We start from the raw sequence: 13558 nt of genomic DNA on the forward strand, positions 1-13558 counted from the left end.
GTCGAACTTTTTTCGACCGTTCGAGACTACCGTAACCGGGGCTCGTTTCTCGATACCTGGCATACACTCGTTCGGCGATAGCTCACGATTCGTCGCGCACCTCCTGGTGAGCCGCCTGCCTGGCTGTCGGCCACACCCGCTCCTCAAATTGATCAGATGGAACCGGCTCCGAATACAAAAAGCCTTGCGCAAAGTCACAACCCACGGCGGCGAGAAAATCACGTTGATCCGTCGTCTCGACCCCCTCGGCAATAACCTGCAATCCCAACTTGTGAGCGAGCATGACCATTGCTTCGCAGAGCGCCTGATTGCCGCCGTCGAAACCGAGGTTCTGTACGAATGAACGGTCGATCTTGAGATAATCGATGTCGAAGCGCTTCAGATAGGCTAAGGACGAGTAACCGGTCCCGAAGTCGTCGATCGAAATCCCGATTCCTGCCTCGCGGAAACTCAGCAACTTCTCGTTCAGTTCGGCGTCCAGTAACAGCCCTTCGGTTATTTCAATTGCCACGCTCTGTCTAGGCATGCCTTGCCGAATGAGGTATTCCGACCATTGGATACACACCAGATTGTCCTGGCGAATCTGCACCGGTGAAATGTTGACACTGATCTGAAACGATGGATGGAATCGTCGGCGCCATTGACGCGCCTGGCGCACGGCCTGTTTGAACACCCAATCGCCGATCGGAACGATGAGCCCCGTGTCTTCGGCCAATGCGATGAAATCCACTGGACTGATCGTGCCGCGCACAGGGTGCAGCCAGCGAATTAGCGCTTCAGCTTTGTAAATTTCGCCAGTCGCCAGATTGACGATAGGCTGGTAATAAACACGGAACTGTTCGGCTTGCAGGGCGGTACGTAGATCGCTCGTGAGACGCCGGCGCTTTTCTGCCGCCACTTGCAACTCGGGCGTAAAGTAATGGAAACGGTTGCGCCCCGCGGCTTTGGCCGCGTACATGGCCTGGTCGGCATTCTTGAAGAGAACATCCAGTTCTGTCCCGTCGTCAGGATAAAGCGTGACTCCGACACTCGCAGAAATGAAAGCCTCGTCCGGACCAAGCTTGAAGGGTTGGGCCAGCGTGGCGATGATCGTCTTCGCGATCTGTTCGATGCTCCCGGTGTCGTCCAACTCGGGCAGAATCACCGTGAACTCGTCACCGCCAAGTCGAGCGACCGTGTCGAATTCACGCACACACGAGGTAATGCGCCCCGCGGCCTCGATCAGCAGGATGTCGCCCATATCGTGTCCGAGCGAGTCGTTGACCTCCTTGAAGCGGTCGAGATCGATCAGCATCAAGGCCATCGGCCGCCCGGAGCGATGGGACACGCCGGCTTCATGCTCGAGACGGGCATGAAACATCTGGCGGTTCGGGAGATGGGTCAGCGCATCGTAATTAGCCTGTTTCCATATCGTTGCCTCGAATGCCATCCGGTCCGACAAATCACGACCGACCGCCAACACGGAGTTCACCTCGCCCGACGCGTCGATCTCTGGAGTGAGCCTGATATGGCTGCACTGTTCCTGTCCGTCCTTACTGAGCCATCTCAGTTCGAATTGGCGACTTTTCCCGGTTGTAATGGTTTCGCTGATCTTCTTCTCGTAAGCCAGCGCGTTAGCACCGCCCGGTATCTCTGAGGGCCGTTTGCCGAGCGATTCGCGAAGGCTGCGGGCCGCCGAGACACAGAAAGCCGGATTGGCGTAGGTGCGGCGCAGCTCCCGGTCGTAGCGCGTGATCGTGTCAGGTGAATTCTCGATCAACGTGCGCGACTCCTGCTCTTTGGCGACGAGCTCGGCCGTTCGCTCGATGACCGTCTGCTCCAGGGTAGCGTTGATCTCGTTGATCTTCTGGATCTTCTGCCCGATCGCCGCACTCATTCGTTCGAACCTGTGCGCCAATCTGCCCAATTCATCCTTTACGCCAATCTCACTGCGCGCGTCCACCGATGCCTCCGCCTCTGCGCCTGCATCGCTACCGGTGTCGTCCATCCTTCGCACCAGATCTTTGAGCGGTACAGAGATGCTGTGTGAAATGAAGTTGGCGAGGAAGATCGAAAGCAGAAACCCCGAAATGCCCACCAGTATGATCTGATCGCGTACGGACTGTGCCTCCGCCGTCAACTTCTTCTCCGGGATCGTACTGACCACAAACCATTTTGTGCCGGCGATACCCGTGTATGCAGCGAGATATCGGTCGCCATTCTTGCCATGGAAGTCGACGAAGCCATTTGGCTCGCCGTGCGGATCGGCGTTTGTGATTCTTTCGAGCAGACCCGGTTCAGCCTTTCCGTCGGTGCTCATTGAAGAGCCGTCGGCACGAACAATCAGCTTGTCGCTGCTGGCGTCAAGTACATAGATCTCCGTTCCACTGCCCACGGCGACGTCATTGAAAATCGCTGAGAAATACTCGGGGCGAATCACTAGAACCAGATTACCGATCTGCCGATTGTCGCTCTTGCCGATGATGGCGCGCACCATCCCGAGATCTTGCTGACCGGCCCCGTTGTCATAGCTGCCCCAGTAAGGCCGGCCATTTCGATCGGGAGCCTGCTGGACCAGATGCACCACACTCCGCGTCAATTGCGCGAACGCCTGGGTGTCCGTGATCCGGTTGTCCTTGTCGAGAAAATATTTCTGGTTGATGAAATCAACCGCGCCGTAGTGCTCCAGGAGCAGTCGGGTCAGATCCTGGCGAGCTTCGCTCTGCTCCTTTTCATTGCCGTGTGCGATGCGGGTCAGCGCGTCTTGAACCTGATCGGAGAGCACCAGAAGGCTGCTCTCCGTCTCGATCTGCTCCATCCGTAACGAGATGTTTTTGGATACCTGTTTGACTACCTCTTTGGAAAATATCTCCGCTTTGTGCTTGAACTCTGCTGTTGACTCCACATACGATATGTAGCTGGAGACAAGTATCGGTATCAGCGAAAGCAGGATAAACGCGGTTATCAGCCGGTAGCGAATTTCGACCCGGCGCAGCAGATCCAACGAGAAGTAGGCGAATGCGCTTCGCAGCCAGGCGATCAATGGGCTCATTTGTAGTGCATCTTCGCTTCATTCTTAACAGACTCGTCCAGGAGTTTTGCAGCCTGCATTGGCGTGATTTTCCTGAACAGCACATCCTGTATCAATCGATGCAAGCGCTCGATGGAATTGGAAGGTAGAAACGAATAGTACGGGCTGCCGGTCACAGCATAGCGACTGACCATGTTTGTGTAGTCGACAATCTTCTGATCGCTCACCACCGTCCCCGGGAACTGCTTGAATGGAGAAATGTTCTGGCGCTTAGTCTGGAGGATGGAAAACCCCTGCCCAGCGACGAACTCGAGAAAACGCATTGCCGCGGCCTTGTTGGGCGTTTCCGACACCGCAAACCCGGTTTCGCTGCCGATCACGGGCACCACCTGCTCGCCTGGCGCGTTCCAGGGCGGGATGAGCACGCCAACTTCAAAGGGATTGCCGTGCAGCAACAGACCGGCTGCCCAGCTACCGTGAAAAGCCATCGCGACTTTGCCCTCCTTGAATAGCCGTATGCCATCATCGTAGCCAGTTGTCATGAACGATTCCTGTACGAAACCCCGTTCCGGCATCAGCCTGATCCTGGCGAAAATATCCGCTACCTGGGGGGTGTTCAAATCCAGTGTGCCATCGCTGATTTTGTCCTTCCAGTCTGGCTCGCGCGCAACCACATTGTTAGCAAAGCCTGAACTGAAGGGGCCGTTGCCAAGCATATTTGGGAAGCCGCCGTTCCACATTATTGGCGTATAGCCCGCACGTTTGAGCTGTTCGCAAACCGCCAGGAATTCGTTGAAATTGGTCGGCAGCTCCCTGATCCCCGCCTTCGCAAACATGTCCTGGTTGTAATAGATCAAAGTCGTAGCCATTCCCCCCGCTATTCCAAAGTGCCTGGATTGGCGACTGGTCCAGTCCTTTTTGAGAGGATCGAGCATGTTGTTCCAGGCGGATGTCTTGCTAACGTCGGCGAGGAGCCCTTGATCGGCCAGGTCGGCCGCGTAGGCATTCGGGTTGATACTCACCAGATCGGGCAAGTTGCCGGAGGCGATCCGCGGCTTGATATTTTCTTCCACCGAATTGCCAATCATGAACTGCACATCCACGTGTATGTCCGGATTCAGCTTGCTGAATTCGGCAGCAATCTGAAGCATTTCTTCCGGCCAGTCAGGAGCCCAGACCAAGGCGGTGATGGTGGTACTGGCCGGCCCGCTCGTGCTCGAAGAATCGTGGTCTCGCTGATGGCAACCGCACAACGAGAAAAGAATGAAACAGGCCAAGACCGACAGCAAGGAGCCAAACTCAGTTTGTCGCACGTGGGGTTCACTTTTTCAGGTTCGGCATGGATTGGGCGGCCCTCGGCAGAGGCTATGGGCGCATTCGATGGCAAACCGGTGAAACTTTCATCGCGGTCGAATCACTTGCATAACCATGGCGGCGTCCCTGCAGCGGTAAGTTGTGACGAAGACCGGCATGCTGCTGCGCATTTCATCACAAATCTTTCTCGCTGCCGGCCGATCTTTTGTCATCGACGACGCCTATCGATCGGCACCTGAATGAATGTTTATAAAACAGGGCTGCCTGGAACTCTTGACGGGTCGGCACTCACACGGCATATCGGCAACAGACGCAGATACTTTAACTAAAGGGAGCCCGAATCTCGCCGGCATGACGGGAAGTCGCCGATACGAGGGGAGCGGCTCAGACGTCACCGACCTCGCATAGTTTTCATTTCCTGTGACACCGGACACACGTCTACGCGTTAACCCTAAAAGTTCCGTCGCTTTATATCAATTTTCGCAACAAACATTACCTATCTCACGACTTACTCTGTCAAGTTCGCCAAATTACAATGCAATCACTGACTACGAACAAGCAAGTTCGCAGCAAGATAAAACCCTGAACTGGAGGTAAGTATCATGAAATCGCTGATTCAAGCCGTTGTCATCGCCGTCGCTGTCGCCGCTCCGGTCGCCGCGTTCGCGCAAGCCAACCAGCCCGTGACCCGCGCTCAAGTGCGCGCCGAGCTGATCCAACTGGAAAAGGCAGGCTATCAACCTGGTCACGCCGACCCGCACTACCCGGCTGACATCCAGGCTGCGCAAGCCCGCGTCGACGCGCAAAACGGCGTCGGTCAAGCCGCTACCGGCTTCGGTGGTGTGGTAAGCGGTACGTCGCAAACGAGCCATGCGGCTCCGACGAGTGGCCCGAAGTCGGTCTACTTCGGTCAGTAAGCGGTAGGTGGCAGGCGGTTCGTCAAGCGCAGCTGTGTGGCCACGAAGCCGTACGGCGAAACGAACCGCGAGCACTTCCAGATAGCGCGTCCTTGCGACGCGCCCCCCGATTCAAATGAACTGGCCCGCGACTCGGGTATCTCCGAGCGCGGGCCAGTTCGTATGTGGTTACCTCCGTCATCGGGCTCCCGATGACTTCGCCCAGGCCTTCACGGTCTGGGCGCTTTTTCGCGACGCTCTGCGTGCGCCGCGATGAATTCTCAGCTGCCCGCGCTCAGTCGCGTGCGATCAGATTGCCGACCTGGCCGCGCCCGGTCACTAGGCAACTCGACAGGAAGCTCTCGCTCTGCGCGCTCGCGCCAGCGTCACCAAAGCCCTTTTTCAACGCGTCCGATTTGACGAGCGCCGCGCCCTGGTGACACGTAATCGTGCCGACCTCGCCCGCCTGCGCACGCATCAACGCCCGATCCGCCATCAGATAGCCAAGCAAAAGCACCAACGCAATATTGAACGCTTGTCGCATGGGTCGCCTCCTTTTCGAAGAGACTAACGTGAAGCGCGAATGCAGTGGCCTGGGGCTTTCCCGATTGTTGAAAATTCAATGATCCAGAATAAATCGCGGCTACTGCGGGCGATTCGTAGTGCATTGAAGCGATTCAGTTTTATTCGATGCGCGTGACTGTGCGCGCAACCGTAGGCGTTTACGCCTACAGCCGAGTTTCAATCCGCGCGATGCGGCTATTGATCGCATGGCGGACCAGCGCATTCGACGGCACCAGCAGCAGCGATGACGCGATGATCCGATACACGTCATGGCGCGTCACCTTCGACACTTTCGCCGGATCCAGCCACGCGTCGTTATCCGCGAGCAGCAGTAAGGTGTCGAGGCCGATGAGGATCGGCCACAGGCAGGCGAGCCGCAAGCGCACCGCGCTCACCGGAATCGCGAGCGTATAGTCGAGCGCCGCGCGGAAATGATCGAGCGTCTTGCGCAGCAGTTCGACGAGCAGCGGCCGCGCGCGCATCGAATTGGCCGGTTGCAGCAGATCGCGCGCGCTCAGACCGTGGCGCTCGAGCATGCTCTGCGGCAGATAGCAGCGGCCGATGCGCAAGTCCTTTCCGCAATCGCGCAGCACGTTGGTCATCTGCAATGCCTTGCCGAAACGCACGCCACGCTGCTTCATCGTGTCGGGCTGTTCTTTCAGCGTGGCCGGCATGTGCGCGTAAGTCATCGTGGTCCAGAACTCGCCGACGCAGCCCGCGACCAGATACGTATAGCGATCGAGTTCGTCGTATTCGCGCAGCGCCGCGATCTGGCCGGAGCGTTCGTCGGGGAACGTGCGCAGATCGAATTCCATGCCCTCGGTCAGCGTCGTGACGATCGCGCGCACCGCGTGGCGGTCGGACTCGCTCAGTTGCGCGAGCACGTCGAGCGCGGGGCTCAACGATTCGAGCAGCAGCTTTTCATCCGACTGCGCCTGCTGACCCGCGACTTCCGCGGCGATGCGCTGGAACGGCGCGCTGTCGACGGCCACGCCATTGACCTGATCGCGCAACGCGAGCAGCAATTCGAGGCGTTGGCCCGGCGCGATCAGCGAGGTGTCCGCAATCGTATCGGCCGCGCGCGCGAGCAGATATGCAAGGCCGATCGGATCGCGCATGCCGATGGGCAGCACGCGCAGCGTCAGATAGAAGGAGCGTGAAACGCCTTTCAGGAGCGGGCCGAGAAGAAAGGCCCGGGTCGGATTCGGCATGGGTTGGATCGGTTGGCAAATAGGCGGGTGAAAGCCCGCTGGGATCAGGCGCTGCCGAATTGTATACGGCGAGGCGCGTCACCCGGTACACCATGAACCAGCATCAGAAGCCGTCCGCCGAAGCCGGCGCCGCTCGCAGCCGCCGTTCGAACCTGCACCTGACCTATGTGATCGGCAGCCTCGAGCGCAGCCTGCGGCGCCGTATGAGCGAAGCGCTCGCCTTTCCGTTTCATTGCATCGGTTTGCAAATTCGACCGGCCACCGCACTTCACTCCCCACTCATACCGCATGCACCGGGCTCCTCGCCGCCGGCCTTTTTCGCCCTCTCACGCCGCCCCGTCGAGCACACGCCGTTCGCCGGGCACGCGTTGCCGGATAGACTCCCCGCATTTCACGCCGCGGGACACTGTCGCTCGCGATCGGGAATGGGGATTGCTGCCACCACGGGGTTGAGCACAGGACGGTTACGACCAGGCCGTCGCTTGCACTTTGAACGACACATCGACAATGACTACCGACGCATCCAACACGTCTCGCCCGTCCGACGCGGCGCGACCTAACGCGGCCCGGCCTGACGCGGCGCGACGCAATGTCGAAACCGGCGTGCCCGGTTTCGACGAGATCCTCGGCGGCGGTCTGGTGAGCGGTGGCGTCTATCTACTGGAGGGGATGGCCGGCGCCGGCAAGACGATCCTGTCGAGCCAGATCGGTTTTCATCGGGTGCGGCAAGGCGAGAAAGTGCTGTACATGACGCTGATCGCCGAATCGCACGACAAGCTGCTCGCTCACCTGAAAGGCCTGAGCTTTTTCGACGAAGCCGCGGTCGCGCAGCAGATGCTGTTCGTGTCCGGCTATCACGAGCTGATGCAGGACGGACTCGACGGTTTCCTGAAGCTGATCGCGTCGAGCATCTACGACTACCGGCCGAGCCTGATGATCATCGACGGCTTTCGCAGTGCGCGCGAATTCAGCGAAACCGAGCTGTCGCTGTCGAAGTTCATCCACGAGCTGAACGCGCTGGTCGCCGCGATGGACTGCACGACACTGCTGCTCGCGCCGCTGTCGGGCAACGAGTCGCATCCCGAGCACACGCTGGTGGACGGTCTGATCGAGCTGAACCGCTATCACGACGGCATGCGGCGCGCGCGCGAAATCGAAGTGCACAAGATGCGCGCGCGCGATCATCTGATGGGCAAGCACTTCTTCCGCATCGCCGGCAGCGGGCTGCTGATGTTCCCGCGCCTCGAAGCGCAATGCGCGAAGCAAGCGGGCCCCGTCGATCTGAAAGCCCGGCTCGGCTTCGGCTTGCCGCATCTGGACAACCTGCTCGGCGGCGGCTTCGCGCAAGGCTCGACGACCACGCTGATCGGCCCGTCGGGCGTCGGCAAGACGCTGCTGTGCCTGCAGTTCCTCGCGGCCGGTCTCGCACGCGGCGAGCGTTGCGTGTATCTCGGCTTCTACGAGGGTCCGCAGAGACTCATCGGCAAGGCCGAAGCGGTGTCGATCGCGCTTGCCGATGCGTGGCAGGACGGTAGTCTGATGGTGCTTTGGCAGCCGGCGATCGAACTCGCGGTCGATGAAATCGCGTCGAAAGCGCTCGCCACCGTCAAGCAGACCGGCGCGACGCGCATCGTGATCGACGGCGTCGAGGGCTTTCGCGATTCGGCGTTGCGTACCGAGCGCTTCGGCCTGTTCCTGAACGCACTGCTGCATCAGTTGCGCGAAGCGGCCATCACGACGCTCGTCACCGAGGAGCTGCCGCTGTACAGCGATCCGGGTCACGCGAAGGCCGTGCGCGTGTCGGCGCTGACCGAAAACCTCGTGCTGCTGCGCTACGCCGAGACCGAAGGCGGACTGCGGCGCGTGATTTCGGTGGTGAAGCAACGCGAAAGCGCGCACGACACGTCACTGCGCGAACTGTCGATTTCGTCGCAAGGACTCGACGTGATCGACGGCTCGCCCGGCGCCGCGGGCATCCAATCGACGCCGGGCCTGTCGGTTACGCTGCAATCGCGGCGAAAAACCTAGCCGCTCATGAAAACCATTCTGGTGGTGGACGACGAGTTCGACATCCTCACGGTGTGGCGGCTGCTGCTGGAACGACACGGCTATGCGGTACGGACGGCGTCGAACGGCGCCGTCGCGCTCGAACTGGTCCGCTCGAGCCGGCCCGGTATCGTCGTGTCCGATTGCATGATGCCGGTCATGTCGGGCCTCCAGTTGTGCGCGGCACTGTATGAGGACCCAGAGCTGCGCGACATTCCGATCATCCTGTGCAGTGCCGCATCGGACATTCCGGTGCAGCCGAATCCGCATATTGCCTACGCGCGCAAGCCGCTTTCATTCGACCGGCTGCTGGCAATGCTGGTGCGCATGGGTGGTTGACGGCCGCCCTTCCTCCCCCCGCCTTCTCTGCCCCTTTCCCCCGCTAAAACACAGCTTGAGACGCTCGCGCCATTTGTCGAGCGTTTGCAGCGTTCTGCGATTCTCCGTGGCCTTTTACAGTAGGCCATCGAACGCGCATGGCCAGCAACCCGCAGCGCGACGCAACTTTCGGAGGTCGTCATGAACAGCAATCGTGGTGCGGTTCCCGCTAGCTTCCTCGGCATCGCGGTGGGCTCGTTGGCGCTGGCCAACCTGTGGCGCGTCGCAATCCGCCTGTGGCATTTGCCGGCCGTCGCCGGCAGCGTGGTGACGATCGCGGCGCTCGCCGTCTGGGTCATCATTCTGTCCGCCTACGCGCACAAGTGGTTCGCACGGACCGCCGACGCACGCGCCGAACTGGACCATCCGGTGCAGTCTTCGTTCGTCGCGCTCGCGCCGATCTCGACGCTGCTTGCCGCGCAACTGCTGCAGCCGTACGCGCATACCCTCGCGCTGACGCTGTACGGCATCGCGGCGATCGCGCAACTTGGGCTCGGCGTCTATCTACAGGGCAAGCTGTGGCAAGGCGGCCGCAAGCCCGAACTGACCACGCCGGCGATCTATCTGCCGACGGTCGGAGCGGGCTTCGTCGCGGCGGCGAGCTCGGCCGCATTCGGCTTCCATCAACTGGGCGAGCTGTTTTTCGGCGGCGGCATGCTGGCGTGGCTCGCGCTCGAATCGATGATCCTGCATCGCGCCGCCGTGCATGAACCGCTGCCCGAAGCGCTGCGCCCGACCCTCGGCGTGCAACTCGCGCCGCCAGTCGTCGGTGGTGTCGCGTATTTGAGCCTCACCAGCGGCACGCCCGATCTGTTCGCCTACGCGCTGCTCGGCTACGGTCTCTATCAGGCGCTGATGCTGCTGCGTTTGCTGCCGTGGATCCGCCAACAGGCATTCGTGCCCGGCTACTGGGCGTTCAGCTTCGGCGTAGCGGCGTTGCCGACGATGGCCCTGCGTCTCGTCGAACGCGGCGCGACGGGTCCGATCGAATTCGCGGCACCGGTTCTGTTCGTGGTGGCGAACGCGATCATCGCGATTCTGGTCGTGAAGACGCTTCAGCTGCTCGTGCAAGGCAAGCTGATGCCGCCCGTGGCGGCGAGTTCTACGGCGGCGGCGCCGGTCACGCAAGTCACGACCGCCGCGCGGATCGCCCGGGTTCGATAAGCTGCGGGCAGCGACCGAACGCGGCGGCGACGCGCAAAGCGTCCCGCCGCGTTTTTGCGTTCGTGTCAGAACCCGTGCAACGACACGACGATCAACGCAGCCGCGACGATCGCGACCACGTCCTCGATCAACGCCGCGGGCGCATCGCGCCCGAACATGCTGGCGAGCGAACTGCGCACCTTCGCGCCGCCGAGCGTGCCGATCACCGCGCCTACCGCGCCGACCACCGCGCCCACCACCCCGACGATCATGCCGCCCGCCAGGCCGCCATGCGCGCCGCTGATCGCCGCGCCGCTCAGCGCACCGAGCACGATTCGCGCGCCGAACTGCAGCGGCACCTTGCGGCTCGGCGTTTCGGGCAATTGATCCGTGATCAGTTCGATGACCGCCAGCACGGTGAAGATATACGGCGTGGCCGCGAAGCCGAGGAAGGCAAGCGACGTGCCTTGCAGCGGCAGCCATCCCAGACGCGCGGCCCAGCTGACGGCGGTGGGGGCGATCATCGAGCGAAGGCCGGCGACGACGCCAATCAGCAAGGCCAGAACATACACGGACATAGCGGACTCCCGATCGAGGGCAATGATGCAAGGTTGCACGAGCCGACGGCTTACCTGGACGAACGTCGGCAGAACATGTCGAGCATTCCATCTGGACAGTCAACTTCTCACCACCTACATCGAGGCAATCCGTGGCGGCCGTTCACCGTTGCTCACAATTGCCGGCTCTTCATTGCCGACTCGCCACCGCGCGTCTGGCGCGGCGCCGCGCATGCGATGGCCCCCGTCGATGTGGCCCTAGTGTCGCACAATTCGACTGGCGAATAACAGACAGGGAGTCGGCGAAGTGGGCCGATGGTGATAAGTTAGCCCACTCACAAGAAAATCTTGTATCTGCACCATGAGACCGTATCTTCCGCTCAACGCGCTGCGCGCGTTCGAATCGTCCGCGCGGCATCTGAGCTTCACGCGCGCGGCGCAAGAGCTGAACGTGACCCAAGCCGCGGTCAGCCAGCAGGTGCGCTCGCTGGAGGAGCGGCTCGGCACCGCGCTATTCAAGCGTTTGCCGCGCGGCCTCGCGATGACCGACGAAGGGCTCGCGCTGCGCCCCGTGCTGTCCGACGCGTTCGATCGTATCGAGGCGGTGCTCAAGCAGTTCGACGGCGGGCATTTTCACGAGGTGCTGACGGTCGGTGTGGTCGGCACGTTCGCGGTCGGCTGGCTGATGCCGCGCCTGAAGTCGTTTCGCGACGCGCATCCGTTCGTCGAGCTGCGGCTGCTGACCAATAACAACCTCGTCGACCTCGCGACCGAGGGCCTCGATTTCGCGATCCGTTTCGGCGACGGCACGTGGCCCGGCTCGCTCGCCACCAAACTGCTCGACGCGCCGCTCGCGCTGCTCTGCACGCCCGAGATCGCCGCGCGCCTCGCACGGCCCGACGATCTCGCCAACGAAACGCTGCTGCGCTCGTACCGCATGGACGACTGGATGAACTGGTTCGCGGCCGCGGGCATCGCGCCGCGGCCGGTGCGCGGACCGGTGTTCGATTCGTCGCGGTTGATGGTGGAAGCGGCGATACAGGGCGCGGGCATCGCGCTCGTGCCTGCGTTGATGTTCGAACGGGAAATCAATACCGGGCGTCTGGTGCGCCCGTTCGACGTCGAGGTCAAGGCGGGCAGTTACTGGCTGACCTGCCTGAAGGGCAAGCCGATGACGCCGGCGATGTTGCTGTTCAGTCAGTGGCTCGCCAAGGAAGCGGCCACGGCGGGTCACGCATGAGTTCCTACGCGGCCGTGCGGCAATACCCGTTCATCGCGGGCCGCTCGGCTTGCGGCGGGAACACGTTCCACGAACCGTCGCCGTGGCGGAAGAAGAAAATCGACAGCAATCCTTCCGGCTTCAACGCCTGCACACATACATAGCGTTGCTGTTGCGACGCGCGATGGCAGAACCGCACCACGCGCGCGGGCATCGACGGCGTGGGTGCGAGCCATTTGTCGACGGCCCAGTGCAAGCTTTTTTCTGCGGCAACCATGATGTTCTCCTCGAATCGTCCCGTTCCTGACGCGCTGCGTTCACGCGAGTTGCGCGAGTTGCGCCACGCGGTGTTCGTTCCTCGCCCCGCTCTCGACAAACGCCTTCACGAGGCACAGCAGTGCGCGCATGCCCGTGCCCGGATGGCGCAAGCAGCAATGCACCTGTTCGCTGCGGCTTTCGCCGAGCAGACACCACGCGCAGAAGTGTTCGCAGTTGTTGGTCAGCAGGCGATAGCGGTTTTCGCCGAGGCGGGAGCGCGCGCGGCGCACCGCATCGGCGCCGACGTAGATCGCGCTCGGCGTCGCGCGAACCGACAGCGAATGGCCGGCGGCGAAGCGCGCGAGTTCGACTTCCTCGACCGGTCCGGGATGGGCGGAGGCCGCAAAGCCCGAGTAGTGCACGACGCGGCCGTTGCCGACATAGATGCCGTGATGTTCGTAGCCGTTGCGTTGCGTGACCAGGTGCGCGCCGATCGGCAGATCGATCGTCGATGATGCGGTGTCGCAAGCGGCTGCGGATTGCGGGTCGTCGTCGCGTGTATCGAGCGTTTGGGTGTTCATGGCTGGCCTCGTTCGCATTCCAACACTGTTGCGACAGCTTTTGCATCATCCGGGCCAGGCGCCGGAAAACCCCTGTTTACAGGGTTGACGGCCGATCGAGCGGTTTTCTGAAGAGGTAGATGTCAGGACGGGACCAACAGAAATCGCGCTGCTCTGTTGGTGTGCGACGCTCATTTGCGAGCCGTGTCGCGGGTTGATTTCAACTGCATGGAGAACCCGTGGGACCCCGCCGAATGTGTTGGGTCTCACACCTGTTCGAATGTGGGCTTGTTGGCCGCGAGCCGACCGATCGCGTCGACCGCGTTCGTGGTAAGGCCGCGCAAGCCGCGCCAGTCAATGCGCCGCGGGCTTCGCGTCGAATCCGCCCCCGATTGGCATGGC

12 protein-coding genes are annotated in these 13558 nt (G+C 61.4%); 5 read left to right on the top strand and 7 right to left on the bottom strand.

The genetic code is table 11. The features are described from left to right. Positions 1–82: 82 nt before the first annotated feature. Together OKW30_RS36185 and OKW30_RS36190 are read right to left on the bottom strand one after the other, a co-directional pair. Complete coding sequence (locus OKW30_RS36185; RefSeq protein ID WP_429348992.1) at positions 83–3031, bottom strand: bifunctional diguanylate cyclase/phosphodiesterase; 2949 nt, start codon at positions 3029–3031, stop codon at positions 83–85. After that, complete coding sequence (locus tag OKW30_RS36190; protein ID WP_429349229.1) at positions 3028–4263, bottom strand: ABC transporter substrate-binding protein; 1236 nt, start codon at positions 4261–4263, stop codon at positions 3028–3030. The genes OKW30_RS36185 and OKW30_RS36190 overlap by 4 nt, the downstream gene beginning before the upstream one ends. A 663-nt stretch (positions 4264–4926) precedes the next feature. Between OKW30_RS36190 and OKW30_RS36195 the strand changes: the two genes are divergently transcribed. After that, the gene (locus tag OKW30_RS36195; protein WP_184024579.1) at positions 4927–5241 is read left to right on the top strand and encodes a DUF4148 domain-containing protein; all 315 of its coding nucleotides are present in this window, start codon (positions 4927–4929) and stop codon (positions 5239–5241) included. A 274-nt stretch (positions 5242–5515) separates the two neighbouring features. On the opposite strand, the gene OKW30_RS36200 is transcribed toward OKW30_RS36195, so the two are convergent. Both OKW30_RS36200 and OKW30_RS36205 read right to left on the bottom strand, forming a co-directional pair. Then, positions 5516–5764: a hypothetical protein gene (locus OKW30_RS36200; protein WP_129961873.1), complete on the bottom strand. Its 249-nt coding sequence runs from the start codon at positions 5762–5764 to the stop codon at positions 5516–5518. A 184-nt stretch (positions 5765–5948) separates the two neighbouring features. Further along, positions 5949–6995 carry a phytoene/squalene synthase family protein gene (locus OKW30_RS36205; RefSeq protein WP_184072871.1) on the bottom strand — a complete coding sequence of 349 codons (1047 nt, stop codon included), beginning with the start codon at positions 6993–6995 and terminating at the stop codon, positions 5949–5951. A 507-nt stretch (positions 6996–7502) separates the two neighbouring features. On the opposite strand from OKW30_RS36205, the gene OKW30_RS36210 reads away from it, so the two are divergent. The 3 genes from OKW30_RS36210 to tehA all read left to right on the top strand — a co-directional run bounded on the left by OKW30_RS36210 (position 7503) and on the right by tehA (position 10583). After that, a complete protein-coding gene (locus tag OKW30_RS36210) occupies positions 7503–9023 on the top strand; it encodes an RAD55 family ATPase (protein WP_429348993.1) in 1521 nt (506 codons plus the stop codon). Positions 9024–9029: 6 nt separating this feature from the next. Next, the gene (locus OKW30_RS36215; RefSeq protein WP_184072869.1) at positions 9030–9380 is read left to right on the top strand and encodes a response regulator; all 351 of its coding nucleotides are present in this window, start codon (positions 9030–9032) and stop codon (positions 9378–9380) included. A gap of 180 nt (positions 9381–9560) precedes the next feature. Beyond that, positions 9561–10583, top strand: a complete 1023-nt coding sequence (gene tehA, locus OKW30_RS36220; RefSeq protein WP_429291719.1) for a dicarboxylate transporter/tellurite-resistance protein TehA — start codon at positions 9561–9563, stop codon at positions 10581–10583. Positions 10584–10648: 65 nt separating this feature from the next. On the opposite strand, the gene OKW30_RS36225 is transcribed toward tehA, so the two are convergent. Further along, entirely contained in the window at positions 10649–11140 is a 492-nt protein-coding gene (locus OKW30_RS36225; RefSeq protein ID WP_090807556.1) for a DUF4126 domain-containing protein, read from the bottom strand. A gap of 340 nt (positions 11141–11480) precedes the next feature. Here OKW30_RS36225 and OKW30_RS36230 point away from each other — a divergent pair, with 340 nt between their 5' ends. Continuing rightward, positions 11481–12359 (top strand): LysR family transcriptional regulator, encoded by an 879-nt coding sequence (locus tag OKW30_RS36230; RefSeq protein WP_184024562.1) that lies wholly within the window; start codon positions 11481–11483, stop codon positions 12357–12359. A 4-nt stretch (positions 12360–12363) separates the two neighbouring features. On the opposite strand, the gene OKW30_RS36235 is transcribed toward OKW30_RS36230, so the two are convergent. Both OKW30_RS36235 and OKW30_RS36240 read right to left on the bottom strand, forming a co-directional pair. Next, on the bottom strand, positions 12364–12615 hold the full coding sequence (locus tag OKW30_RS36235) for a hypothetical protein (RefSeq protein WP_184024559.1): 252 nt from the start codon (positions 12613–12615) through the stop codon (positions 12364–12366). Between the two features lie 40 nt (positions 12616–12655). Beyond that, entirely contained in the window at positions 12656–13177 is a 522-nt protein-coding gene (locus OKW30_RS36240; protein ID WP_184072861.1) for a lecithin retinol acyltransferase family protein, read from the bottom strand. Between the last annotated feature and the right edge of the window lie 381 nt (positions 13178–13558).

The sequence above is a fragment of the Paraburkholderia sp. Clong3 genome, assembly GCF_050436485.1.
GTDB lineage: Bacteria > Pseudomonadota > Gammaproteobacteria > Burkholderiales > Burkholderiaceae > Paraburkholderia > Paraburkholderia tuberum.

Bases quoted from the DNA above. Each gene is read 5' to 3' on its own strand.
- OKW30_RS36200 (WP_129961873.1), bottom strand. From the start codon at position 5,764: ATGCGACAAGCGTTCAATATTGCGTTGGTGCTTTTGCTTGGCTATCTG.
- OKW30_RS36230 (WP_184024562.1), top strand. From the start codon at position 11,481: ATGAGACCGTATCTTCCGCTCAACGCGCTGCGCGCGTTCGAATCGTCC.
- OKW30_RS36210 (WP_429348993.1), top strand. From the start codon at position 7,503: ATGACTACCGACGCATCCAACACGTCTCGCCCGTCCGACGCGGCGCGA.
- OKW30_RS36225 (WP_090807556.1), bottom strand. From the start codon at position 11,140: ATGTCCGTGTATGTTCTGGCCTTGCTGATTGGCGTCGTCGCCGGCCTT.
- OKW30_RS36205 (WP_184072871.1), bottom strand. From the start codon at position 6,995: ATGCCGAATCCGACCCGGGCCTTTCTTCTCGGCCCGCTCCTGAAAGGC.
- tehA (WP_429291719.1), top strand. From the start codon at position 9,561: ATGAACAGCAATCGTGGTGCGGTTCCCGCTAGCTTCCTCGGCATCGCG.
- OKW30_RS36215 (WP_184072869.1), top strand. From the start codon at position 9,030: ATGAAAACCATTCTGGTGGTGGACGACGAGTTCGACATCCTCACGGTG.
- OKW30_RS36235 (WP_184024559.1), bottom strand. From the start codon at position 12,615: ATGGTTGCCGCAGAAAAAAGCTTGCACTGGGCCGTCGACAAATGGCTC.
- OKW30_RS36240 (WP_184072861.1), bottom strand. From the start codon at position 13,177: ATGAACACCCAAACGCTCGATACACGCGACGACGACCCGCAATCCGCA.
- OKW30_RS36185 (WP_429348992.1), bottom strand. From the start codon at position 3,031: ATGAGCCCATTGATCGCCTGGCTGCGAAGCGCATTCGCCTACTTCTCG.
- OKW30_RS36195 (WP_184024579.1), top strand. From the start codon at position 4,927: ATGAAATCGCTGATTCAAGCCGTTGTCATCGCCGTCGCTGTCGCCGCT.